We start from the raw sequence: 23,402 nt of genomic DNA on the forward strand, positions 1-23,402 counted from the left end.
CTCCTCACATCACCAGGTGGGCGGCCTCGCCCGTGGACTGCTCGACGTCCTCCGTCGCGGCCCGCAGCAGCCGGTGGGCCAGGTCGGACAGCGCGCGGGCGGCCGCGATCTCGTCGCCGATCTCGGGCACGTCCCGGTCGGCCGGGTCGAGCCGGGCGAACCCGGTCCCGGTCACCGCCTCGGTGTCGCGGGTCTGCAGGTGGGCGACGGCCCGGGTCCGGCCGTCGTGCTCACCGATGTCGATGCGCACCGTCCAGGTCTTCACCGCGTCCACGTCGGCCTCCTCGTCGCAGGGGTGGGTCTCCCGACCGTGCCGCCGCGGACCGCCGGCCGACGCGGCCGGAAGGCCGCACGGCCCGGGACTTCCGGCCCGGGGGCGCCGGGCCCGGGGGAGCGGGACGATCGCCGTCCCGAGGTGAGGAGGCCGCCGTGGACCCGATCGTCGAGACCCGGTACGGGCGGGTGCGCGGCACCGCGGCCGGCGGGGTGTGCGCCTTCCTCGGCATCTCCTACGCGGCCCCGCCCGTGGGGTCGCTGCGCATGCGGCCGCCGCGGCCGGTGCAGCCGTGGTCCGGCGTCCGCGACGCCACCGTCCTCGGCCCGGAGCCGCCCCAGCCGCGGTTCCCCCGGGACGACCCGACGGGTCTGCTGTACGACCCCGCCGAGATGGGCGACGACTGCCTGAACCTGAACGTCTGGACGCCCGACCCCGGGGCGGCCGGGCTGCCGGTGCTGGTGTGGAGCCCCGGCGGGTCCTTCCACTTCAGCTCCGGTGGCAGCTACGACGGCAGCCGGTTCGCCCGCGACGGCGTCGTCTGCGTGAGCCTCAACTGGCGCACCGGCGCCGACGGCTTCCTGTACCTCGGGGAGGACGACGACGCGGCGGACCTGGGCCTGCTCGACCACGTCGCGGCCCTGCGGTGGGTGCAGGAGGAGATCGCCGCGTTCGGCGGGGACCCGTCCCGCGTCACCGTGGCCGGCGAGTCCGCCGGGGCCATGTGCATCGGCGACCTGCTGTCGATGCCGCGGGCGGAGGGCCTGTTCGGCCGCGCGGTCCTGCAGAGCGGCGCGGCGCACCACGTCGTCCCGGCTGCGGAGGCGGCCCGCGTCGGCGCGCGGCTCGCCGAGGTGCTCGGCGTCCCGGCCACCCGGGACGCCGTGGCCCGGGTCCCGGTGGACCGGCTGCTCGAGGCGCAGGGGCGGGTCGACGCCGAGGTGGCGGCGGATCCCGACCCGGCGCGCTGGGGCAGCGAGGTCGTGGCCAGCACGATGCCGTTCCACCCGGTCGTCGACGGCGACGTCCTCCCCGCGCCGCCGATCGACCGGATCGCCGCCGGGGCCGGTGGCGACGTCGACGTGCTGGTGGGCACGAACGCCGACGACTGGCGGTTCGGCCCCGTGCTCGGCGGCTTCGTCGACCAGGTGACCGACGAGGCCCTCGCCGGGCCGGTGGAGCGCTGGGGCTCCTGGAGCACCGCCGCGTTCGGGCTGGACGCGGAGACGGCGCTGCGGCACTACCGCGCCGCCGACCCCGGCCGCACCCCCGGCGACGTGCTGGCGGCGGTCATGACCGACTGGTGGGTCCGCGTCCCGGCGATCCGGCTGGCCGACGCGCACGCCCCGCGGCCCGGCGCCACCTACGCGTACGAGTTCGCCTGGCCCTCGCCGATCCTGGGCGGCCGGCTCGGGGCCTGCCACGCCCTGGAGATCCCGTTCGTCTTCGACACCCTCGGCGAGCCGCAGATGATGGGCGGGGCGCTCGGCGAGGCCCCGCCGCAGGAGCTCGCCGACACGGTGCACCGGGCGTGGGTCCGCTTCGTCGCGGACGGCGACCCGGGCTGGCCGCGCTACGACCTGGAGCGGCGGGCCGTGATGCGCCTGGACGTCGAGCCGGCCGTCGTCGACGACCCCTACGCCGCCGAGCGCGCCCTCTGGGCCGGCGTGCGCTGAGCCGCCCGCCCGGCCCGCAGGACCTTGTGCGCGGCGTCGGCGAGCAGCACGGCCGGCACGGCGAGCAGGGCGACGCCGAGGCCCAGGAGCGGCGGGAGCGCCTGGCCGAGCAGGTCGGCGACCGGGGGGACGGCGAGCACGGCGGCCAGGAGCAGCAGCTCCACCCCGACGGCCCACCCCAGCAGCGGGTTGCTGCGCGGGTCCAGCCGCCAGAACGGCCGCGTGGTGCTGCGGCAGGCCCAGGCGTTGGCCGCCTGGCCCAGGACGACGGCGGCGAAGGCGGCGCCACTCGCCCCGGCCAGCACGCCGCCCGGGACGTCCTCCCCGTAGGACCAGCCCGCGCTCGTGAGGACCACCAGGAAGGCGAGCATCGAGACCGCCGCCTCCACCGGGCCGAGCACCCCGAAGGCGCGGCGCAGGACCGCCCCGTCCACCAGCCGCCGGCGCGGCGGCGGGCCCTCCAGCACGCCCGCCGAGGCGGGCTCGGCGCCGAGCGCGAGGGCCGGGCCCTGGTCGGTGACGATGTCGAGGCAGAGGATCTGCAGGACCCCCAGCGCCAGGGGGAGGCCGCCGGCGGTGGCGGTGAAGGCGACGAACGGCGTCAGCTCCGCCACGTTGTCGCTGAGGTGGTAGGTCAGGAACCGCCGGATGTTGGCGAAGGTCGCCCGGCCCTGGCGCACCGCGGCCACGATCGTGGCGAAGTGGTCGTCGAGCAGGACCAGGTCGGCGGCCTGGCGGGCGACGTCGGTGCCGCTGGCCCCCATGGCCACCCCGATGTCGGCCGCGCGCAGCGCGGGCCCGTCGTTGACGCCGTCGCCGGTCATGGCCACCACGTGGCCGCGGGCGCGCAGGGCCTGCGCGATGCGCAGCTTGTCCTCGGGCGCGACCCGGCACACCACCGCGCCGTCGGAGTCGAGCAGTTCGCCGAGGGCCGCGGGGTCGGCCGGCAGGTCCTTCCCCTCGACGACGACGCTGCCCGGCCGCGACAGGCCGATCTCCGCGGCGATCGCCGCGGCGGTGACGCCGGAGTCGCCGGTGACCATGGCGACCGCGATCCCGGCCCGGCGGCACTCCGCCAGCGCCTCGCCCACGTCGGGGCGGGGCGGGTCCTCGATGCCGACCAGCCCGAGCAGCTCGAGGTCGCGCTCGGCCGCGTCGGCGTCGGCGTCCGCGGGCAGGTCCACGGTGCGGCGGGCCACGGCCAGCACCCGCAGCCCGCGGCCGGCGAGGGCCTCCGCGGCGGCCGCGGCGTCCCCGGGACGGGTGCTGCGCGGGAGGACGCTGTCCGGTGCGCCCTTGACCGACAGCTCCCCGGAGCTCCAGACCGACATGCGCCGGCGGCGGGGGTCGAAGGAGAACCGCCGCGCACCCCCGGGCACGCCGGTCGTCGCCGCGGCCCCGCCGAGCCGCCGGGCCAGGGCGTCCAGCGCGGCCTCCATGGGGTCGCCGGCCGCCGTCCAGGTCCCCGCGTCCTCCCGCACGTGGCCGGTGGAGCAGCGCACCGCCGTCGTCGCCAGGGCGCGGGCGGCGGCCACCGCGGCCGGTGCGCCGTCGACGTCGGCGGTGGGCTCGTAGCCGACCCCGCGGACGGCGACCGGCCCGTGCGGGGTCCACACCTCGACGACGGCCATCCGGTTCTGGGTGAGGGTGCCGGTCTTGTCGGTGCAGATGAACGTGGTCGAGCCCAGCGTCTCCACCGACTCCAGCCGCCGGACCAGCGCCTTCCGGTGGGCGAGCAGCCGCGCGCTGCGGGCCAGGGAGAGGGTCACGGTGGGCAGCAGCCCCTCGGGGACCAGCGCCACGGTGACGCCGACGGCGAACAGGAACCCCTCGCCGACCGGCAGGCCGATGAGGAACCCGGCGCCGAAGCAGACCGCGCCCAGGCCCAGCGCGGCCACGGTCACCAGCCGCACGACCCGGTTGAGCTCCCGGGTGAGCGGCGTCTTCGCCCGCTCGACGGTCCGGGTCATCGTGGCGATCGAGGCCAGCCGGGTGTCCCCGGCGATCGCGACGACCTCGGCCGACGCCTCGCCCTCGACGACGAAGCAGCCCGCGTACGCGGGGTCCCCGGCCTCCTTGTCGACCGGCACGCTCTCCCCGGTCAGCGTGGCCTCGTCCACCCGCAGGCCGTGGACGTCGACCAGCCGCAGGTCCGCGGCGACCCGGTCCCCGGCCTCCTGCAGCACCAGGTCGCCGACCACCAGGTCGACGGCGTCGACCTCCTGCCGCCGGCCGTCCCGGACGACGGTGACGCGGTGCGGGACCAGGTCGCGCAGCGCCTCGGCCGCCCGGTCGGCGCGGTACTCCTGCACGAACGCGAACACGCCGTTGAGGACGACGACCACCACGATCGCGACGGCGAGCTGCGGCATGCCGCCGACCAGCGCGAGGACCGCGGCCCCCCAGAGCAGCAGCGCGAAGAAGTGCACCATCTGCCCGACCAGCAGCCGCACCGGCGAGGGCGGCCGCTCCACGGGCAGCCGGTTGCCGCCCGGGGGACGCCGGCGCGCGGCCTCGCCGGTCGACAGGCCGGGCGGGGCCGCCGCAGTCGTCGTCACCCGGCCAGCGTCACCGCGCCCGTCCTGCCCGGCGTCGTCCGTACGTCCCGGATCGAGGGCGACCTTCGGCCCTGAGCGCGCGGCGCCGCCGTCCCCAGCATCGGGCCATGACCGAGGTCCGGACCCCCCGCCCGTCGACGGCCGGGCGGCGGGCGAACGCCGTCGCCGCCGTGGTGGCCGACGGGGTCCTCCTGCTGCTGATCCACGTGTGGCCGGGGTGGGAGGTCGTGCCCTTCCTGACCGACGAGACGACGCGGGTGCTGCGGTACGTCGACGCCGCGCTGCTCGCCGGGATCGCGGTCGGCCTGCTGCAGCTGGCGCGTCCCGGGGGCGCGTCGGCGCCGGCGGGGACGCTGGTGACGACGGCCTTCGGACTCGCCGCCACGGTGCGCGTGCTGCAGGTCTTCCCGTTCGACCTGTCCGGGGGCTGGGAGGTCGTCGTCCGCGTCGTCCTGTGGCTCGGCGTCGCCGGCGCGGTGATCGGGATCCTGGTCGCGCTGGTCGCGCTGCTCCGCCTGCGCCGGGCACGGCGGTAGTCCCCGCCGGGGCGGGACCGGTGGCACGATCTCGCGGTGGCCGATCGTGCGATGGCCGACCTGGCGGCGCTGCTCGCCGACGCGGCCGCCCGGGTGGCGGCCTACCGGGCCCGGGTGCCGGACGCGCCGGTGGCGCCGCCGCCCGACGTCGTCCCCGCGGTGCGGGCGGCCCTCGGGTCGCTGCGCGACGGGCCCACCGACCCCGCCCGGGTGGTCGCGGAGCTGGTCGCGGCGGTGGAGCCGGGCCTGGTGGCCACCACCGGCCCGCGCTACTTCGGGTTCGTGGTCGGCGGTGCGCTGCCGGCCGCCACGGCCGCCGACGTGCTGGCCGTCGGCTGGGACCAGCCGGCGTTCAACGCGGTCACCTCGCCGGCGGCCGCGGCGGTGGAGGAGGTGGCCGGCGCCTGGCTCGCGGACCTGCTGGGGCTCCCGGCCGGCGTCTCCACCGGCTTCGTCACCGGCGGGCAGGGCGCCAACACCGTCGCGCTCGCCGCGGCCCGCCACCGGGTCCTGGCCGACGCCGGGTGGGACGTCGAGCGCGACGGGCTGACCGGCGCGCCGGCCGTGCGGGTGGTCGCCTCCGTCGAGCGGCACGCGACGATCGACCGGGCGCTGCGGCTGCTGGGCCTCGGCACGGGCGCGGTGGTCCCGGTGGCCGCCGACGGGCAGGGGCGCATCGACGTCGCCGCGCTCGCCGGCGTGCTGGACGGGCTGCCACCGGGACCCCGGGTGGTCTGCCTGCAGGCCGGCAACGTGAACACCGGGGCCTGCGACGACCTCGCCGGCGCCGTCGAGGTGGCCCACCGCGCCGGCGCCTGGGTGCACGTCGACGGCGCGTTCGGGCTGTGGGCCGCGGCCTCGCCGGCCACGCGGCACCTCGTCGCCGGGCTGGCGGGCGCCGACTCCTGGGCGACCGACGGGCACAAGTGGCTCAACGTCCCCTACGACAGCGGCTACGTGTTCTGCGCCGACCCCGCGGCCCACCGGGCGGCCATGTCGTTCACCGCGGCGTACCTCACCGGGCACGGGCAGGACGGCGTGCGGGCGCCCAGCGACCTGGTGCCGGAGTCCTCCCGGCGCGCCCGCGGCTTCGCCACCTGGGCGGCGCTGCGGGAGCTAGGGCGCAGCGGGGTCGCCGGGCTGGTCGACCGGTGCTGCGCGCTGGCCCGCCGGTTCGCCGAGCGGGCGGCGGCGCTCGACGGGGTCGAGGTGGCCAACGACGTCGTCCTCAACCAGGTGCTGCTCGGCTTCGGCGACGACGCGGTGACCGACGCGGTGGTCGCGGCGGTGCAGCGGTCGGGCGAGGCGTGGATGGGCGCGACGACCTGGCACGGCCGGCGGCTGGTGCGGGTGTCGGTGTCCAACGCGACGACGACGGAGGCCGACGTCGACCGCGCGGTCGCCGCGGTGGCCGCCGCCCGGCACGGGGTGCGGGCGGCGCGGTCGCACGCCGGCCGGGAGCCCGGCAGGGACCGAAGGACGCCGCAGCCGGGACCTCCGGCCCGGGGGGTGACCGGGCCGCGGGTGTGACGGTCGACCCCGACGGGGCGACCAGGGAGGACCGATGACCGAGAGCACCGCACGGGCCGGGGACGGGACGGCGTTCGGGGAGCCGGTGGAGCGCGGCGGCGCCACGGTGATCACCGCGACGCGCTCGACCACCCACACCGCGCGCGCCGGCGACGGCCGCACCGGGCGGGGTCCCGCCGCCGAGATGGCCGGGGCCCGGCCGCTGGGCGCGTTCGAGGTCCGCGACGGTCGGGTGCGCTGGCACCCCGTCGTCGACGTCACCCGCGTGGTCACCACCGCCGAGGTCGTGCTCGGCGCCGTCGCCGTGGCGTCCCGCCTGGCCGGGCGCCCGCCCGCGGCGCGGGCCCGGGTGACCATGGGGCCCGGCGGCTGGGTGAGCCTCAAGAGCGGGACGGTGTCCCTGCGGCCGGCGCGGCGGGCCTGGTGGCCCACCCACCTCCGCGCGCCCGGCTACCGGGGCGCGGCCGTCCGGCGGCCGTGGTGGGCGCGCCTGCTGGCCGCCACCGCACTCGAGCGGCTGGCCGGCTGAGGGCGCCGTGCAGGTCCGCAACCGCTTCGTGAACCCGGTCGTGCGCGCCCTCTCCCGCGGCCCGGGGCACCGCCTGCTCGGCCGGCACCTCGTCGTCCTGTCCTACACCGGCCGGCGCACCGGCCGCCGCCACGAGCTGCCGGTGATGGCCGCGCCCGACGGCGCCGACCTCGTCGTCCTCGTCGGCGGCGCGGCCGGCAAGACGTGGTGGCGGAACCTGGAGGCCGGCCCCCGCGAGGTCACGGTCCGGCGGGACGGGCGGGACCTGCCCTGCCTCGCCCGGCTGCTGCCCCCGGGCGTGCCCGGCCGCGGCGACGCGGCCGCCGCCTACCGGGCCGCGTTCCCCCGGGTGCGCGTCGCCCCGGACGACCCGTTGGTGGTGCTCCGGCCGGCCAGGGCCTCCGGCCGGGCCCCGGTGCGCCTCACGGGTGCGCGGAGCCGCGGTTTAGGACGTGGGGTTCGGCCCCCCGCCCGGGCGCCTTCAGCCGCGCCGCCCGGGCGGGCGGCCGCGAGACCGGCGTCAGGGGGTGCGCAGCTCGACCACCACGACCTCGGGGCGGGCGCCGACCCGCACGGGCGGCCCCCAGTAGCCGACGCCGGAGGTGACGTAGAGCTGGGTCCGGCCGTGCCGGCTGTACCCCTCGACCGCGGGCTGGCTCAGCCGCAGGAACGGGTCGAGCGGCCAGAGCTGACCGCCGTGGGTGTGTCCCGACAGCTGGAGGTCCACCCCGGCGTCCCGGGCCTGGTCGACCATCACGGGCTGGTGGGCCAGCAGGACCACCGGCCGGGACGCGTCCCGGCCGTCGAGGGCGGCGTCCAGCCGGGCGCGGTGCCCGGGGAGCCCCGACTCGGCCGCCGACACGTCGTCGATGCCGGCGAGGTCGACCGCGGCGCCCTCGCGGCCGAGGGCGACCCGCTCGTTGCGCAGCACCCGGACGCCGAGGCGCTCCAGGTGGGCCAGCAGCGGCACGGTGTCGACGTAGTACTCGTGGTTGCCGGTGACGAAGTAGACCCCCTGGGCGCCCACCAGGTCGGCCACGGGAGCCACCTCCTCGCGCAGGCGGGTCAGCTCCCCGTCGACCAGGTCGCCGACGATGGCGACGGCGTCGGGTCGCTGGGCGTTCACCGTCTCCACGACCCGCTCGAAGCGCCGCCCGTGGTAGGTGGAGGAGAGGTGCGCGTCGGAGAAGGTCACCAGCCGCAGCCCGTCCAGCCGCGGGTCGAGCCCGGCCAGCGTGACCGGCACGCGGCGGACGACGGGTGCGCTGTTGGCGTCCCGGGCGCCGTTGCCGGACACCGCCAGGGCGACCGTGCCCGCGGTCGCCGCCAGCCCGCGGGCGAGGAACAGCCGCCGCGGCTCCCCGGCCGGTCCCGGGGCCGTTCCCGGGGTCGCCGGCGCGGCGGGAGCGGCGCGACGGCGACCCCGGCGCCACCACAGGAGGACCGCCGCCCGGACCGGTTCGAGGACCAGCAGCGCGAGCGTCGCGTACAGGACGACGGCCAGCCAGCTGAACCCCGCCCACTGCACCGGGACGAGGAGCACGGGGGGATACGGGACGACGAAGGCGACGGCCAGCAGCAGCGCCAGGGCGACCAGCAGCACGGTGAGCCACCGCCGGACCCGGCCCGGGCGCGTGGTGTCCCGCACCAGCCGCCACCACAGGTAGCCGTGGGCCAGCGCGACGAGGGCGAGGGCGACGGCGTCGGTGCCGCTCAGCCGGAGCTCGGACACACCACCTCCCGGACCGGTGCGGGGCGGGGTCGAGGGGAGCCGCAGGGCGGGACCCTCCCACGGACGGCCCGGCGGCGGTGCCCCCGCCGGCGTGGCCGGCGCCCGGTCGTGACCTCCCGCGTGCCCGCGGGGCCGTTCGGCCCTGCCCCGGCGCGACCGCCCCGCCCGAGCCTGGGACCGTGCCCGCCCACCCCGCGCCGGCCGACCCGCCGGTCGTGCTCTCCCTGGACGTCGGCTCCTCCTCGCTGAAGGCCGCCGTCCGCGACCCCGACCTGCGCATGCGCGTCGACGTCACCGGCCTGGACCGCACCGGACCGGACGCGGCCGCGCACGTGACCATCAGCGGCACCGGCTCCTTCGTCGAGCACGCCCGGCTGCCCGGCGGGTGGGCCGGCGTGCTGCCCGAGGTGGCCGACGCCCTGGCCCGCCGCGCCCTGCACCCGCAGGTGGTGGCGCACCGCGTGGTCCACGGCAGCCGGCTGCTGACCGGGCCCCGCCGCGCCGACGCGTCGCTGCTCGCCCGGCTGCACGCGGAGGCGCACCTCGACCCCCTGCACCTGCCGCGGCAGCTGGCCGTGCTCGAGGAGGCCCGCGCCCTGTGGCCGGAGGCCGAGGCCGTGCTCGTCCCCGACGACGGATTCTTCGCCGCGCTGCCCGACGACGCGGTCACCCTGCCGCTGCCGGCGGACGCCCGGGCCGCCGGCCTGCGCCGCTGGGGCTTCCACGGCCTGGCGGTGCAGAGCGTCGTCGACCTGCTGCCGGGTCTCGGGGGTGCCGTCGTCGTGCACCTCGGCAGCGGCTGCAGCGTCAGCGCGGTGCAGGACGGCCGGCCGCGCTCGACCACCATGGCGGTGAGCCCGGCCGGCGGGATCCCGTCCCTGACCCGCAGCGGCGACCTCGATCCCGAGGTCGTGCTCCGCCTCGTCGAGCTCGCCGGCGGCTCGGTGCCGGCCGTGCGCGAGATGCTGCACTCCCGCTCCGGGATCGCCGGCCTGGCCGGCGGGCGCACCGACGTCCGCGAGCTGCTCGCCGCGCAGGACGGCTCCGCCGACCTCGCGCTGCGGGTGTTCGTCCGCGCGGTGGCGATGGCCGTGGCGGCCGCGGCGACCACGCTGGACGGCTGGGACGCCGTGGTGTTCAGCGGCGGCATCGGCCAGCACTCCGCCGAGCTGCGGGAGCGGGTCTGCGCGCGGCTGCTGCCCCTGCGGTCCGGCCAGGGCGGCGTGCCGAGCGAGCGGCTGGTCGCCGCGGGCGTGCGCGTCCTGGCCGTCCCCGTCGACGAGGAGGCGGTCATGGACCGGCTCGCCCGGCACGTGGTCACCGGCGTCCCCGGCGGGCAGGCGCTCGCCGTCCCCCAGCGGTGACGGCGCCCGTCCGGCCCCGGCCGGCGCGGGCGCTGCTGCGGGACGGCACCCCGGTGGTGCTGACGCGGCTGGCCCCCGCGGACGCGGGCGAGCTGCTGGCCCTGCACGAGGGTCTGGCCGAGCGGGACACGTGGCTGCGGTTCGCCACGATGCACCCGGCCGACCTCGCGGGCTACGTGCGGCGCAGCCTGGACCCGGCCGGGGGGAGCCTCACCGTGGGCGCGCGGGTCCGCGGCCGGCTGGCGGGCGCGGTCCAGCTGTTCCCCCTCGGTGACGGCACCGCCGAGATCGCCGTCGTCGTGGACGGGCACGAGCGGCTGGCGGGCGTGGCGACCGCGCTGCTCGAGCAGGTCGCGGCCGAGGCCACCCGGCTCGGGATCGCCCGGCTGGTCGCCGAGGTGCTCGCCGAGAACGGCCCGATGCTGCGGGTGCTCACCGACCTCGGCCTGGCCGTGCGCCGGCGCAGCGAGGGCCCCGTCGTCCACGTCGAGGTGACGCTGCACGCCGACGCCCGCTACCGCGAGGCGGCCGAGGACCGGCACCGGCAGGCGGCCGCCGCCGGCCTGCGCGCCGTCCTCCGGCCGCGGGCGGTCGCCGTGGTCGGGGCCGGCCGGGCGCCGGGGTCGGTCGGGCGGGCGGTGCTGCGCTCGCTGCGGGAGGGCGGCTTCCCCGGGCCGGTGACGGCGGTCAACCCGGCGGCGCGCGAGCTGGAGGGGGTGCCGTGCGTGCCCTCGGTCGCCGCGCTCCCCGGGCCGGTGGACCTCGCCGTCGTCGCCGTGCCGGCGGACGCCGTGCCCGCCGTCGTGGCCGACTGCGGCGCGCACGGCGTCCGCGCGGTGCTCGTCCTGAGCGGTGGGCTCAGCGCGGTCCCCGGCCTGGCCGGGCAGGTCCTCGACACCGCCGACCGGTACGGGATGCGGCTGGTCGGCCCCAACAGCGTCGGCGTCGCGTGCCCCGGCGCACCGGCCCGGCTGGTGGCGGGCTTCGGCGGTCCCGTCCCGCCCGCCGGTGACGTCGGGCTGGTGGCGCAGTCCGGCGGCGTGGTGATCGCCGGCGGCCAGGTGCTCGCCCGGCTGGGCCTGGGCGTGTCGGCCGCGGTCTCGATCGGCGACGCCTGGGACGTCGGCGCCCGCGACGTCCTGGCGTGGTGCGACGAGGACCCGGGCACGGCCGCGGTCGTGCTCTACGCCGAGTCCGAGCCGGACCTGCGCGGCCTGGTGCGCACCACCGCGCACCTCGCCCGCCGGGTCCCGGTCCTGGCGCTGCGCTCGGCGACGTCGCCGGCCGGCGCCCGGGCGGCCGCCTCGCACACGGCGCGGTCGGCGACACCGGCGCGGGTGCGCGAGGCCGCGTGGGTGGCCGCCGGGGTCCAGGCGGTGCCGGACCTGACCACGCTCGCGACCGCCACCGCGCTCCTGCGCGGGCGCCCGCCGCTGCGCCCGGGCACCGTCGCGGTGCTGACCAACCTCGGGGGCGCCGGGGTGCTCACCGCGGACGCGTGCGCGGCGGCCGGGCTGCCGGTCGACCCCCTGCCCGGGCGGCTGCGCGAGCGGCTGCGGGAGGCGCTCCCGCCCCTGGCCGTCGTCACCAACCCGGTCGACACCGGCGCCGCCGTGTCGCCCGCGCAGTTCGCCGCCGCCCTCAGCTGCCTGCTCGAGGACCCCGCCGTCGCGGCGGTCGTCACCGTCACCGCGCCCACCGGGGTCGGGGACCCCGGACCCGGCGTGACCGCGGCGGTGGCGGCCGCCCGCGACGACGCGGTCCCGGTCGTCGACGTGCGGCCGGGCCGGTCGACGTCGCTGGAGCGCCTGGACCCGCCGGGGACCGGGCGGCCCGCGCTGCTGTCGGTCACCGAGCCGGCCGTCGCGGCCGCGGCGCTGGCGGCCGCCGCCGGGCGGGCCGCCTGGCTGGCCGCGCCGCCGGGGGGATCCGTGCCGGGGGGCGTCGACGTGCGGACGGCCCGGGCGGTGGCCGCCGCGGTCCTGGCCCGCAGCCCGGAGGGGGACTGGCTCGACCCGGACGAGGTCGCCGCCCTCCTCGCCGCCGCGGGCGTGCCGCTGGTGCCGACCCGCGCGGCCGGCACGGCGGAGGACGCGGCCGCGGCCGCCCGCGGGCTGGGCGGACCGGTGGCGGTCAAGGGCCGGGTCCGCGGGGTGCTGCACAAGGCGGACGCCGGCCTGGTGCGGCTGCCGGTGGGCGACCCCGCCGAGGTGGGGCGCATCGTGGCCGGCTGGGTGGCGGACGCCGGCCCGGACTGGCTGGGCGCGGTGCTGCAGCCGGTGGTCCCCCCGGGCGACGAGCTGCTCGTGGGCGCGGTCCGGGACCCCGCCGCGGGGCCGGTGGTCGTCGTCGGCCCGGGCGGCCGGGCCGCGGACGCGCTCGGGGGCCGCGTCCACCGCCTGGCCCCGCTGGACGTCCGCGGCGCCGGGCAGGCGGTCGACGCCACCGGCCTGTTCGCCACCGCGCACGGCCGCACGCTGGACCGCGCGGCCGTCGCCGACCGGCTGCACCGGGTCGCCTGGCTGGCCGACGCCGTCCCGGAGGTGGCCGAGCTGGACGTCAACCCGCTGGTGGTGGGTCGCTCGGGGGCCCGGGCGCTGGACGTGCGGGTGCGCGTCGCGCCGGTGGCGCCGTGACGGGCACCGTGGCCCGCGCGAGCGCGGAGGACCTGGGGATGCGCGCGCTCGGCCGCGGCGGCGCGCCGATGCAGTTCGGCGCGGTGCTCGTCCTCGGCCCGGGGGACGGGAACCGGGACGACGGGAACCGGGACGACGGGAACGGGGATCTCGCCGGCGTCGTCGCCGCGCGGCTGGGCGGGGTCCGGCGGCTGCGGCAGCGGCTGGTGCGGGTGCCCCCCGGCGCCGGCCGGCCGGTCTGGGCGGACGAGCCGCGCCCGGACCCGGCGGCGCACGTCCGCACCGTGCCGTGCCCCGGGGACGACCAGGACCTGCTCGACCTCGCCACCGGGCTGGTGGCCACCCCGCTGCCGGCGGACCGGCCGGGCTGGGCGGCCGTCGTCGTCCCGGACCTGCCCGGCGGGCGCAGCGCGGTGGTGGTCGTGCTCTCGCACGTGCTCGCCGACGGGATCGGAGGACTGGCGCTGCTGGCCTCCCTCGCCGACGGCGGCCCGCCGCCCGACCGCACGCCGCCCCGGCCGCTGCCGCCCTACCGGTCCCTCGCGGCCGACGCCTGGCGCCGCCGCGCCCGGGCCGTGGCCCGGCTGCGCGAGGGGGTCCGGCTGGCGCGGGACGCGGGCCGGTCGGCCGGCGGCCTGCGCCCGGCCCGGGCGGCACCGTGCAGCCTGCTGGCGCGCACCGGGTCCCGGCGGCGCACGGCGGCGGTGCAGGTGCCGCTCGAGCCGCTGCGGGCGGCGGCGCACCGGGCCGGGGGCACGGTGAACGACGCGCTGCTCGTCGCCGTCGCCGGCGCGCTCGGCGCGCTGCTGGCCGGCCGCGGCGAGTCGGTGGACCCGGTGGCGGTCACCGTCGTCGTCACCGGCCGGCGGGCGGCCGGGCTCACCGACCTCGGCAACGCCACCACCCCCCTCGTGGTCGCCGTCCCCTCCCGGGGGGAGCCGCAGGAGCGGCTGCACCGGTTCGCGGGCACGGTCCGGCGGGCCCGGGACGCGGCCACCGGCCCGCCGCTGACCGCGCTCATGGGGTCGCTGTTCGGGCTGCTCGCGGCGAGCGGCGCCTACCGCTGGTGGCTGCGCCACCAGCACCGCTTCCACACCCTGGTCAGCAACGTGCCCGGACCGCCCACCCCGCTGGCCCTCGCCGGGCGGCCGGTCGAGCAGGTGCTGCCGGTGGCCTCCGGCGAGGCCGGGAACGTCACCGTCTCCTTCGACGCGCTGTCCTACGCCGGCACCCTGACCGTCACCGCGGTGGTCGACCCCGACCGGGTGCCCGACCTGCCGGTCCTCACCGCGGCGCTGCGCGACCAGCTCGCCGCGCTGGTCACCCCGGCGCCGGCACGGTCACGCTGAGGGACACCAGCACGTCCCCGCGCCAGTCCCGGCCGGCGAGCTCGACGCCGACGGTGTCGCCGCCGTCGTCGGTGACGGTCACGGTCCCGAACTGCCCGGCGCCGGGGAACGCGCCCTCGCTGTAGGGGCCGCCCTTGACGCTGCCCGGCGAGTCCAGCGCCGCCGCGTGCAGCAGCGGGAACCCGGCGCCGCCGGCGGTGCTGAAGTCGGTGTTCGTGCCGTCGTCGACGGCCACCATGTGCGCGTCCCCGCTGACCATGACGAGGTTCGCGACGCCCGCCGCGGCGAGCGTGTCGGCGATGCGCCGGCGCTCGGCGGCGTACCCGCCCCAGTCGTCGCGGCCGGGCTCGTCCGGGGCCACCCACGGCTCCGGGTTCACCCAGACGACGGCGGCGTGGGTGCGGGCGGCGGTCACCAGCTCCTCCTCGAGCCAGGCCAGCTGCCGCGCACCCAGCATCGACGTGGCCGTCCGCTCCGACCGGGTGTCGGTCACCACGACCCGCACCCGCCCGACGGTGAACGCGTGCGCGATCGACCCGCCGCCGCCCTCGGCGAGGACGTGGTGCGGGACGTACGCGCGGTACGCGGCGCGCGCGGCGTCCCGGACGGGGGAGCCGGCGCCCGAGGACTCGCCGGCGTAGTCGTGGTCGCTCCACACGTAGTCCACGGGCACCGCCCGGTACAGCGCCGCCTGGGCGGGCGCGGTGAGGACCTCGGTGTAGCGCTCCCCGAACGCGGCCGCGTCGGCGTCCGCGGGGACGTCGGAGTAGTGCAGGTCGCCCGTGTGCAGGAACAGCAGCGGGTCGACGGCGCGGATCGCGTCGAACACCGCCCCGCTGGAGCCGGTGCGCGCGCACGAGGCGACCGCGAGCGTGAACGAGGCCGGCCCCTCCGGCATCGTGGTGAACCGCCCGGTGCCGCGGGAGCCGTCGGGGTCGCCGTCCACCTCGACGGTCCAGCGGTAGGCCGTGGCCGGCGTCAGCCCGCCGACGGCGAGCCGCACGACGCCGTCGGCCGAGGGGACCACCGCGGCGGAGCGGACCGCCGGCCCGCCGTCCTCGGGGACGACGACCAGCCGGGCCTCCCGCGCGTCCGTCCGGTCCAGCAGGGCCACGACCTGCGCGCCGCGCCCGGTGACCCCGCCCGACCAGGCCCACTCCACGGACTCGACCGGCAGCGCGAGCTCCGCCGAGCGCGGGTGCAGCGGCCCGAAGAGCCGGTCCCGGACCTCCGCGGCCGCCCCGGTGGTGCCGGCGAGCAGCAGCCCGGTGACCATCGCCAGGGTCACCACCGAGCGCATCGTGCGGCGGTGCTGCCACGCCAGCCACAGGCCGACCGCCGGCAGGAGGAACGCCGCGCCGATCAGCACGCTGACCCACGGCTGGTAGGTGGTCGCGGCGAAGACGGCCAGCCCGGTGCCCGCGACGGCGGCCATCGCCGCGCCGGCGGCCTGCCACCGCAGCGACACCAGCAGCGCGAGGGCGGCGAGCCCGAGCAGCGCCAGCTGCAGCGACCGGCTCAGGGAGGGCCCGATCGTGGCGCCCTCGGGGCTGGTCGGCAGGCCCTCGACGAGCGCCAGCGTGGTGAACAGCGTCAGCATGCCGAGCAGCCAGCCGCGCGCCAGCCGCCGGACGGCGGTCTCCTCGTCCGGCCGCAGCGGGAGCAGGCCCGGCCCCGCGGCGGTGTCGGCCGGGGCCTCCCACGGGCAGCCGGAGCACCCGCGGTGCAGGCGCGGCCGTTCCAGTGCCCACCAGGACGCCAGCACGACGGCGGCGCCGGCCAGCAGCCCGGCCACGGCGTCGGAGGGCCACGCGGAGCGGCTGCGCACCACGTCGACGGTGACGACCGCCAGCGCGGCGGCGGTCAGGGCGAGCGTCGCCAGGGCCGGCCCGCGGCGGCGGGTGCCGGCGTACACGGCCAGCGGCAGGAAGCCGGCGAGGAGGGTGGCCTGCACGACCGGCGCGCTGGGCAGCGACCCGGTCAGCCCGGCCAGGGGACCGTCCGGGGGGTAGGCCCGCTCCAGGCGGTCGGCCACCACGGCCTGCGCGACCAGGACGGCGGCCGTGACGGCCAGCAGGCCGAGCGCGAACACCGCGCAGCGCCGGCCGACGAGGCCGACGAGCACCGCCAGGCCCACCGCGACCGGCACGCTGCCCAGCAGGTCCCACGGCAGCAGGGCGTCGCTGCGGCGGCCGACCTCGTCGTCGATCTCGGCCAGCAGCTGCGGCGCGCCCGCGGTGGTGAAGACGAACTGCACCGCGGCGGCGGCGGTGAGCACCGCGGCCCAGCCCAGCAGCAGCACACCGCGGCGGGTGCGGTCCCCGGGCCGCTGCCCCAGCGGCGTGCCGGCCAGCAGCGGGCGCAGCCGGGCCGGCGGGTCGGGCCAGGTGACCAGCGCGACGGCGGCGCAGGTGGCGACCGCGCCGAGCCCGGCGACGAGGAGGAGCAGCAGCGCGTACAGCCACGCCGTCCCGGCGAACATCCCGACCTCGGGTGCGTAGTTCTTGGTCGCGCCGCGGGCGCCGTAGACGGCGAGGCCGCTCGCGGTGAGGGTCAGGAGCAGGTAGTGCACCCGCGGCCGCAGCCCGGCGGCGAGGGCGGTGTGCGGCGGGGCCCCGGTCCGCACGAAGGCCGCGGCGGCGCGGGCGTGCAGCTCGGTCTCGCGGTCGCGGCCGCGCCGGTGCCGCCCGTGCAGCGCGTCCCGGAGCAGGGTGACGCCGGAGACGAGCAGCCCGGCGCCCATGATCGCCGGGACGAAGATCTGGGCGCGGTCGACGTCGGCGTCGTCCCACCAGTCCTCGCGGACCCGGCGGGCGGTCACGCCGGCTCCCCGTCGGGGTGCAGCAGCACGGTGCCGGTGTCGCCGTCGACGGTGACCGTGCGCCCGTCCAGCACCGCCGTGGCGCCGGGCAGGTTGAGCACGGCCGGCAGCCCGAGCTCGCGGGCGACGATCGCCGCGTGCGACAGGGGCCCGCCGCGCTCGACGACGATCGCGCCCGCGCGCAGGAACACCGGGGACCACCCGGCGTCGGTGGCGGCGGCCACGAGCACCTCGCCCTCGGCCAGCAGCTCCGGGCGCGGCTCGGTGAGCACGCGGGCCCGGCCGGTGTGCCGTCCCGGGCTGGCCGCCCAGCCGGACAGCCGGTCGCCGCGGGGCACCGCGGCCGGGGCGGGCGCGGGCACGCCGGTCCACCGCAGCGGCGGGGGCGGGTCCGCGGCGCGCTGGTCCAGCCACCGGCGGCGGCGGGCCAGCTCGGCCGGCGGCGGGGGAGCGCCGTCCAGGGCCCGGCCCAGCTCGCGGTCGCGCAGCAGGTCGACGTCCTCCGGCCGGGCCAGGACCCCGGCGGCGGTCAGCCGGCGTCCGGCCTCCAGGTGCACCCGGCGGACCTCGCCGCCGACGGCGAGGACGGCGGCCTTGACGGCCTCGCGCCGGGCCAGCCCCGCGGTGGCGTCGCCGACCTCCCGGCGCAGCACGTGCATGCGGACGTCGACCAGCTGGCCGGTGAGCACGCGCACCCGCCGCCAGCGCGGGCGGCTGCGTAGGTCCTCCTCGAGCTCGGCGCGGGCGGCGTCCCGCTCCTCCCGGCGCGAGGGCGGGGCGGGGACGGCCGTCTGCCCGGCCTCCGCCCACGTCGGGCCGGCGAACACCGACCGGGACGCCGCCGGTGAGCGGTCGCGGCGGGTCGCCCCGCCCGCGGTCACCCGCTGGGCCCAGGCCGCCGCGGCCTGCTCGCCGAGGTGCCCGGCGAGGCGGGCCTCCAGCTCCCGGTAGGCGGCGACGGCGGCGGAGGCGACGGCGAGCTCGACGGTCGTCGCGCGGGCGCCGAGGTCGACCAGCCGCCGGCGGTAGGCGAGCAGCGCGCCGTCGTCGAGGTCCTCGAGCGCGGGTGGGTCGGCGAGGGCCTCGTCGGCGGCGCCCAGGACGACGCCGGCCTCCACGGCCGCGCGGCGGCGGGCGGTGCCGGCGCGCAGCTGCAGCCGGGCGGTGCGCCACCACGGGGCCCGCTTCCCCTCCTCGGCGCCGGAGACCGGCGCGCCGAGGTACTGCCGCTCCAGCTCGGCCTCGGAGCCGCCGGGCACCGCCCGGGCCGCGGCCCGCATCAGGTCCAGGTCGAGGGCGGCCCGGCCGCGGACCCGGCGCACCAGCTCGTGCGGGCCGGTCCGGTCCGCCGGCAGCCCCCACAGCCGGCCGAGGACCTCGCGCAGCGCCTCCTCGACGAGGAACGAGGCGACGTCCCACACGAGTGGCGGCAGCAGGCCCGGCAGCGTCTCGCCGATGCCCTCGGTGGTGAGCTCGTCGTCGTCGGGCGGGGTGTCGCAGCCGTCGTCGGTGCGCGCGGGCCCGGTGGTGATCGGGCGGGCCTGGACCACCCAGGTCCGGGTGCCGTCCCACGCCCACTCGACGTCCTGGGGCCGGCCCTCGTCCCGCTCCACCCGCAGGGCCAGCGCGGCCGCCTCGCGCACCGCGACGGGGAGGCCGGGGTCCGGGTCGCCGCCGCGCGGCAGCAGGAACACCTCCGGGGTGCGCGCGCCGGAGACCAGCGCCTCGCCGAGCCCCTGCACCGCCTCCACCCGCACCCGGTCGGCGGCGCCGCCGGGGTCGACGGTGAACACGACGCCGGCCGAGCGGGCGGGCACCATCCGCATGAGCACCGCGGGCATCGCGACGTCCTCGTCGGGGATGCCCCACGCCCGCCGGTAGGCGACCGGGGCGGGGTGCCACAGCGAGGCCCAGGTGAGCCGGACGGCGTCGAGGACCGCCTCCGGGTCGACGTCGAGCGACGAGCGGTACTGGCCGGCGAACGACGCCGCGGCCATGTCCTCGACCGTCGCCGACGAGCGCACCGCCAGGGGCCGCCCGGCCGCGACCTCGCGGGCGGCGGCGACGACGGCGCGGGCCAGCGCGGGCGGGACCGGCACGGCGCGGAAGGCAGCGTCGACCTCGTCGGCCGGCACCGGCGGCCCGGAGCGCAGGGCGTCCAGGAACGCGGCCAGGCGGGGGTCGGCGGCCACGGTGCGATAGGCGTCCGCGGTCACCACCGCGGTGGGCGGGACCGGGGTGCCGCGCTGCACGAGGCGGTCCAGCGACGCCCCCTTGCCGCCGAGCTGCCCGGGCGGGGCGGGCGTGCCCGCGGTGAGCCGGAGGACGGCGGTCGCGGCCGGCGCCCGGCCCGTCGCGGTGGTCACGACCGCTCGGCCGGCGTCCCGGTCAGGCCGGCCCGGTAGGCGGCGACGCACCGGTCGGCCAGGCGCTCCACCGGCTCACCGGTCGCCGCCGCCTGCTGGTGCAGCCACCCGGCGAGGTCCGGCCGCAGGGCGACCGCCGAGCGGCCGCGGGCGCGGGCCGCGAGCGCGGCCAGCTGCACGAGCGCCACGGCGCCCAGCAGCAGGAGGAGGTCGCCGTCGGAGCCGCGCAGCGCGTCGACGATCGCGACGGCGACGCCGAGCAGCGCGACGAGCTGGAGGACGACGGTCCGGGGCACGCGCCGAGCGTGCGCCCCGCCGCACCGGGCGCGCGGCGGCTGACCGGCCCTGGCGCGCGGGACGTTCGGCACTGCGGCCGCGACCGCCGGGCGCGTGGACTGGGGCGCCTCCGACGGACGGAGTGACCGGGATGCCCGCCGACGCCCCGCGCGCGCGGCTCGACCTCCAGGACGCCCTGCTGGAGCTCAGCCGCGTCGAGCTGGAGCCCTCGTCGCTGACCGCGACGCTGACCCGGGTCGCGGAGCTGGCCGTCGCGAGCCTCGCCGGGACCGCGGAGGCGTCGGTGACGCTGGTGCGCTCGGCCGGTGCGGTCACCGTCGGCGTGACCGGACCGGTGGCGGCCGAGCTGGACGAGCGGCAGTACGACGCGGGCTTCGGTCCCTGCACGGACGCGGCCGTGAGCGGGTCCACGGTCACGATCCCGGACACCGCCACCGAGGCGGGCTACCGCGACTTCGCGGCGCTGGCCCGCCGCCACGGCGTCACGGGGGTCCTGTCGGTCGGCATGCCGATCGACCACCGGGTGGTCGGCTCCCTCAACCTGTACCGCACCGACGGCGGGACCTGCGACGACGCGGCGCTCGAGACGGCGCGCACGTTCGCGCGGTTCGCCGCGGGCGCCGTCGTCCACGCCGCGACCCGCGCCGGGGCCGAGGAGCTCAGCCGCCACCTGCGCCGGGCGATGCAGTCGCGGGCGGTCATCGAGCAGGCGAAGGGCGTGCTCATGGGCCGGCACGGCTGCACCGCGGACGAGGCGTTCGCGATGCTGGCGAGCCAGTCGCAGCGCCGGAACCGCAAGCTGCGCGAGGTGGCCGCCGAGCTGGTCGCCGCCGTCCAGCGGGGCCAGTGAGGCCCGGGGGGCGGTCAGCCGGCGACGACGTCCGCCCCGGCCGGCGGGGGCAGCGGCACCACCAGCACCGGGCAGCCGGCGGAGTGCACCACCGCGGAGGTGACCGAGCGCAGCGGCCGCCCCAGCAGCCCGTGCCGGCGGTGCCCCACCACCAGCAGCTCGGCGGGGAGCGCGGCGGCCAGCAGGGTCTCCGCGGCCCGGCCCTGGCGCACGACCCTGCGCACGGGCACGTCCGGCCACCGCTCGCGGACCGCTCCCGCGCGGGCCAGCAGGTCGTCGAGGAGGACCTCGGCCCGGCGCTGCGCGGCCTCGTCGTGGACCAGGCGGTCGGCGGCGGACAGGGGGAGCACCGACCCGCGCGCCCACGCGTGCACGGCCAGCACGCCGGTGCCGCGCAGGGCCGCCGCGTGCAGGGCCTCGGCGAGCACCGCGGCGGACCCGGGGCCGCCGTCGAGGCCGGCCACCACGCCGCTGCGGCCGCCGCCGGACCAGCGGCTGCGCAGCGGGACGACGGCGACCGGGCAGGGGGCCGCGCGGAGGACGGCGGCCGCGGTGGAGCCCAGCAGCAGGTCGCGCGCGCTGCCCGAGCCGGAGGTGCCCAGGCACAGCAGCTGGGCGCCGGCCGCGGCGTCGCACAGGACCTGGACCGCGTCGCCGTCGACGAGCCGGGGGGTGACCGTGAGGCCGGGGCAGGAGCGGCGCAGCTCCGCCGCGGTGGCGTCGAGCACCAGGCCGCACGCGGTGCGGAGCACCTCGATCGCGTCGAGCACCCGGTCCGGCGGGCGGGTCCCCCCGTCGGGGCCGGGGACGGCGAGCACCAGCTGCAGCGTCGTCCCGCGTTCGTGTGCCTCGCGCGCGGCCAGCCGGGCCGCGGCGAGCGCGTCCCGCGACCCGTCGACGCCGGCCACCACGGGGCGCAGGTCCACCGCGGCGGCCGCCGCCGGGTCGGCGGTCACCGGGGCTCCCCGTCGCGCGGGGCCAGCGCCGCCTCCAGCAGCACCCGGCGCTCGGCCCGGGCCAGCCCGCGACGGGTGGCCGCGACGGCGGCCGGTGCGACGGCGACCGAGGTGACGCCGGCGCGGACCAGGGAGTCGAGGAGGCCGGGGTGCTCCGTGGGGTCCCGGCCGCAGAACGAGGACGGGATCCCGAGCCGGCGGGCGGTGCCGGCGACCTCCGCGACCGCGGCCAGCACGGCGGGGTCGGTGACGCCGGCCGGGTCGCGGTCGTCCCCGAGCACCAGCCGGGTCAGCTCGTCGCCGTCGACGGCCACGCCGCCGATCCCCATCGCGACGTAGGCCGGCAGCCAGTGCGCGGCCGACGGGACGGCGGCCGTCACCCACCGGGCCATCCCGTGCCGGCGGCCGAGCGGGCCGGCGTCGACCAGGGCCAGGGTGCGCTCCAGCTCGGCGCCGGTGCGGACGAACGGCAGCAGGAGGCCGAGCGCGGGGCACTCCTCGTGCACCCGCGCCAGCGCGGCGAGCTCGAGCCGGAACAGCGCCGGGTCGGCGAGGTACCGGGCGCAGCCGCGCAGGCCGAGCACCGGGTTCGCCTCGACCGGCTCGTGCGCCTCCCCGCCGGCGAGCCGGCGCAGCTCGTCGCTGCGCAGGTCCGCGGTCCGGTAGAGGACCGGCCGGGGGGCGAGGGCCCGGGCGACGCGGCCGATGCCGTCGGCGAGCGCGTCCACCACCTCCTCCGGACGGCCCCGCGCCAGGGCCTCGGCCGGATGGGTGCCGCCGAGCGCGCGGACCAGCAGCGGCTCGGCGCGCAGCAGGCCGACGCCGTCGACCGGCAGCGCCGCCACCTCCCCGGCCCGGCCCGGGTCGTCGAGGACCACGGTCAGCCCGGTCGCGGTGGGCTCGGCCGCACCCTCCCCGGCGGGGGCGGCCGCGGGCACGGGCGGCGGCCCGTGGCCGGCCGGCCGGGTCCGGAGCAGCCAGAGGCCCTCGTCGTCGGCGGCCCACTCGACGCGCTGCGGCATCCCGGTGAGCCGGTGCACCCGAAGCGCGAGCGCGGCCACCTCCTGCGCCTCGGCGGGGGTGAGCACCGGCTGCGCGCCGCGGGGTGCGGGGCCGCTGCCGTGCCCGCCGTGCTGCACGCTGAGCAGCCGGCGGCCCTCCGCGTCGAGGACGTAGGTGTCGGGCCCGGCCCCGCCGCCGGCCGTCCCGCCCGGGACCCGCGCCGCCTCCACGACCACCCGGTCGCGGCGGCCGCTCAGGGGGTCGGCGGTGCAGGCCACGCCCGAGCGGCGGGCGGGGACCGTGCGCTGCACGACGACGGCCGGTGCGGGCACCCCGTCGATGCCGCACCGGGCGCGGGCGGCGACCGGCCGCGGGCCGAACAGCGAGGCCCAGGACTCGACGACGGCCGACACGACCGCTGCGGCGCCCCGCACGGCGGAGGGGCCGGCGCCCGGTCCCGCGGAGGCCTGCTCCCCGCCGTCCTCGCCCACGGCGGAGGAGCGCACCGTGACCGGGACGTCGTCCCCGAGGGCGGCGTAGGCGGCGGCGACGGCGTCGGCCAGGCCGGGGGCGGTCCCGGCCCGGCGGACGAGGTCCTGCAGCCGCGCGCACGCGGCGGCGAGCCGGTCGCCGAGCCAGGGCGCGGCCTGCGCCCGGACCGCGCCGAGGGCCTGGCCGTGCAGCAGGGTCACGTCGCGGTCGAGGCCCGCGGCCACCAGCGACGCGTGCAGCCCCCCGGCGAGGACGACGAAGCCGCCGGGGACGGGCAGGCCGGCGCGGAGGAGCCAGCCGAGGGCGGCGCCCTCGGTGCCGGCGCGGTCGACGTCGCGGGCGTCCAGGTCCGCCAGGGACGCCACGGCGGCGGTCCCGGCCGTGGCGGGCCGGGGCTCGGTCACGGAGGTCACGGTTCCTCCCCGTCGTCGGCG

At 79.8% G+C, this 23,402-nt stretch carries 16 protein-coding genes and 1 pseudogene; 9 read left to right on the plus strand and 8 right to left on the minus strand.

All coding sequences use genetic code 11. The features are described from left to right. Positions 1-4: 4 nt before the first annotated feature. Positions 5-274, minus strand: a complete 270-nt coding sequence (locus tag ACI79L_RS02885) for a DUF1876 domain-containing protein (RefSeq protein ID WP_456935322.1) — start codon at positions 272-274, stop codon at positions 5-7. 155 nt (positions 275-429) lie between these two features. Between ACI79L_RS02885 and ACI79L_RS02890 the strand changes: the two genes are divergently transcribed. Further along, the gene (locus ACI79L_RS02890) at positions 430-1,950 is read left to right on the plus strand and encodes a carboxylesterase/lipase family protein (protein WP_456935323.1); all 1,521 of its coding nucleotides are present in this window, start codon (positions 430-432) and stop codon (positions 1,948-1,950) included. Here ACI79L_RS02890 and ACI79L_RS02895 read toward each other — a convergent pair. After that, positions 1,911-4,508, minus strand: coding sequence for a cation-translocating P-type ATPase (locus ACI79L_RS02895; protein ID WP_456935324.1), 2,598 nt, complete (start codon positions 4,506-4,508; stop codon positions 1,911-1,913). The two genes, ACI79L_RS02890 and ACI79L_RS02895, sit on opposite strands and share 40 nt — an antisense overlap. 107 nt (positions 4,509-4,615) lie before the next feature. On the opposite strand from ACI79L_RS02895, the gene ACI79L_RS02900 reads away from it, so the two are divergent. From ACI79L_RS02900 to ACI79L_RS02915, 4 genes and pseudogenes are all read left to right on the plus strand, one after another. Further along, positions 4,616-5,044, plus strand: coding sequence for a hypothetical protein (locus ACI79L_RS02900; RefSeq protein WP_456935325.1), 429 nt, complete (start codon positions 4,616-4,618; stop codon positions 5,042-5,044). Between the two features lie 36 nt (positions 5,045-5,080). Further along, complete coding sequence (locus tag ACI79L_RS02905) at positions 5,081-6,574, plus strand: pyridoxal phosphate-dependent decarboxylase family protein (protein ID WP_456935326.1); 1,494 nt, start codon at positions 5,081-5,083, stop codon at positions 6,572-6,574. A 34-nt stretch (positions 6,575-6,608) separates the two neighbouring features. Beyond that, on the plus strand, positions 6,609-7,103 hold the full coding sequence (locus ACI79L_RS02910) for a hypothetical protein (protein WP_456935327.1): 495 nt from the start codon (positions 6,609-6,611) through the stop codon (positions 7,101-7,103). A 40-nt stretch (positions 7,104-7,143) separates the two neighbouring features. Next, positions 7,144-7,383, plus strand: a pseudogene (locus ACI79L_RS02915) (nitroreductase/quinone reductase family protein); the annotation flags it as partial. Positions 7,384-7,623: 240 nt separating this feature from the next. Here the strand turns inward: ACI79L_RS02915 and ACI79L_RS02920 are convergent. Beyond that, a complete protein-coding gene (locus tag ACI79L_RS02920; RefSeq protein WP_456935328.1) occupies positions 7,624-8,835 on the minus strand; it encodes a metallophosphoesterase in 1,212 nt (403 codons plus the stop codon). Positions 8,836-9,014: 179 nt separating this feature from the next. On the opposite strand from ACI79L_RS02920, the gene ACI79L_RS02925 reads away from it, so the two are divergent. The 3 genes from ACI79L_RS02925 to ACI79L_RS02935 are packed head-to-tail and all read left to right on the plus strand — an operon-like array spanning position 9,015 to position 14,184. Beyond that, complete coding sequence (locus ACI79L_RS02925; protein WP_456935329.1) at positions 9,015-10,199, plus strand: hypothetical protein; 1,185 nt, start codon at positions 9,015-9,017, stop codon at positions 10,197-10,199. Next, entirely contained in the window at positions 10,196-12,835 is a 2,640-nt protein-coding gene (locus ACI79L_RS02930) for a GNAT family N-acetyltransferase (protein ID WP_456935330.1), read from the plus strand. The genes ACI79L_RS02925 and ACI79L_RS02930 overlap by 4 nt, the downstream gene beginning before the upstream one ends. Continuing rightward, positions 12,832-14,184 carry a wax ester/triacylglycerol synthase domain-containing protein gene (locus ACI79L_RS02935; RefSeq protein WP_456935331.1) on the plus strand — a complete coding sequence of 451 codons (1,353 nt, stop codon included), beginning with the start codon at positions 12,832-12,834 and terminating at the stop codon, positions 14,182-14,184. Before ACI79L_RS02930 ends, ACI79L_RS02935 begins: the two co-directional genes overlap by 4 nt. Here the strand turns inward: ACI79L_RS02935 and ACI79L_RS02940 are convergent. Genes ACI79L_RS02940 through ACI79L_RS02950 form a run of 3 tightly spaced genes read right to left on the minus strand, consistent with a single transcriptional unit; the run spans position 14,156 to position 19,667 of the window. Further along, a complete protein-coding gene (locus tag ACI79L_RS02940) occupies positions 14,156-17,005 on the minus strand; it encodes an alkaline phosphatase D family protein (RefSeq protein WP_456935332.1) in 2,850 nt (949 codons plus the stop codon). The genes ACI79L_RS02935 and ACI79L_RS02940 overlap by 29 nt on opposite strands. Further along, positions 17,002-19,371, minus strand: coding sequence for a PEP/pyruvate-binding domain-containing protein (locus ACI79L_RS02945; protein WP_456935333.1), 2,370 nt, complete (start codon positions 19,369-19,371; stop codon positions 17,002-17,004). Before ACI79L_RS02945 ends, ACI79L_RS02940 begins: the two co-directional genes overlap by 4 nt. After that, positions 19,368-19,667, minus strand: coding sequence for a hypothetical protein (locus ACI79L_RS02950; protein WP_456935334.1), 300 nt, complete (start codon positions 19,665-19,667; stop codon positions 19,368-19,370). Before ACI79L_RS02950 ends, ACI79L_RS02945 begins: the two co-directional genes overlap by 4 nt. 131 nt (positions 19,668-19,798) lie before the next feature. Here ACI79L_RS02950 and ACI79L_RS02955 point away from each other — a divergent pair, with 131 nt between their 5' ends. Further along, positions 19,799-20,518, plus strand: a complete 720-nt coding sequence (locus ACI79L_RS02955; RefSeq protein WP_456935335.1) for an ANTAR domain-containing protein — start codon at positions 19,799-19,801, stop codon at positions 20,516-20,518. Between the two features lie 14 nt (positions 20,519-20,532). Here the strand turns inward: ACI79L_RS02955 and ACI79L_RS02960 are convergent, their stop codons facing one another. Both ACI79L_RS02960 and ACI79L_RS02965 read right to left on the minus strand, forming a co-directional pair. Further along, entirely contained in the window at positions 20,533-21,474 is a 942-nt protein-coding gene (locus ACI79L_RS02960) for a universal stress protein (protein WP_456935336.1), read from the minus strand. Then, positions 21,471-23,381 (minus strand): PEP/pyruvate-binding domain-containing protein, encoded by a 1,911-nt coding sequence (locus ACI79L_RS02965; protein WP_456935337.1) that lies wholly within the window; start codon positions 23,379-23,381, stop codon positions 21,471-21,473. Before ACI79L_RS02965 ends, ACI79L_RS02960 begins: the two co-directional genes overlap by 4 nt. Positions 23,382-23,402 lie beyond the last annotated feature (21 nt).

Source organism: Geodermatophilus sp. SYSU D00684 (assembly GCF_054050455.1).

Coding starts and splice junctions, on each gene's coding strand:
- ACI79L_RS02955 (WP_456935335.1), top strand. CDS start 19,799: ATGCCCGCCGACGCCCCGCGCGCGCGGCTCGACCTCCAGGACGCCCTG.
- ACI79L_RS02900 (WP_456935325.1), top strand. CDS start 4,616: ATGACCGAGGTCCGGACCCCCCGCCCGTCGACGGCCGGGCGGCGGGCG.
- ACI79L_RS02910 (WP_456935327.1), top strand. CDS start 6,609: ATGACCGAGAGCACCGCACGGGCCGGGGACGGGACGGCGTTCGGGGAG.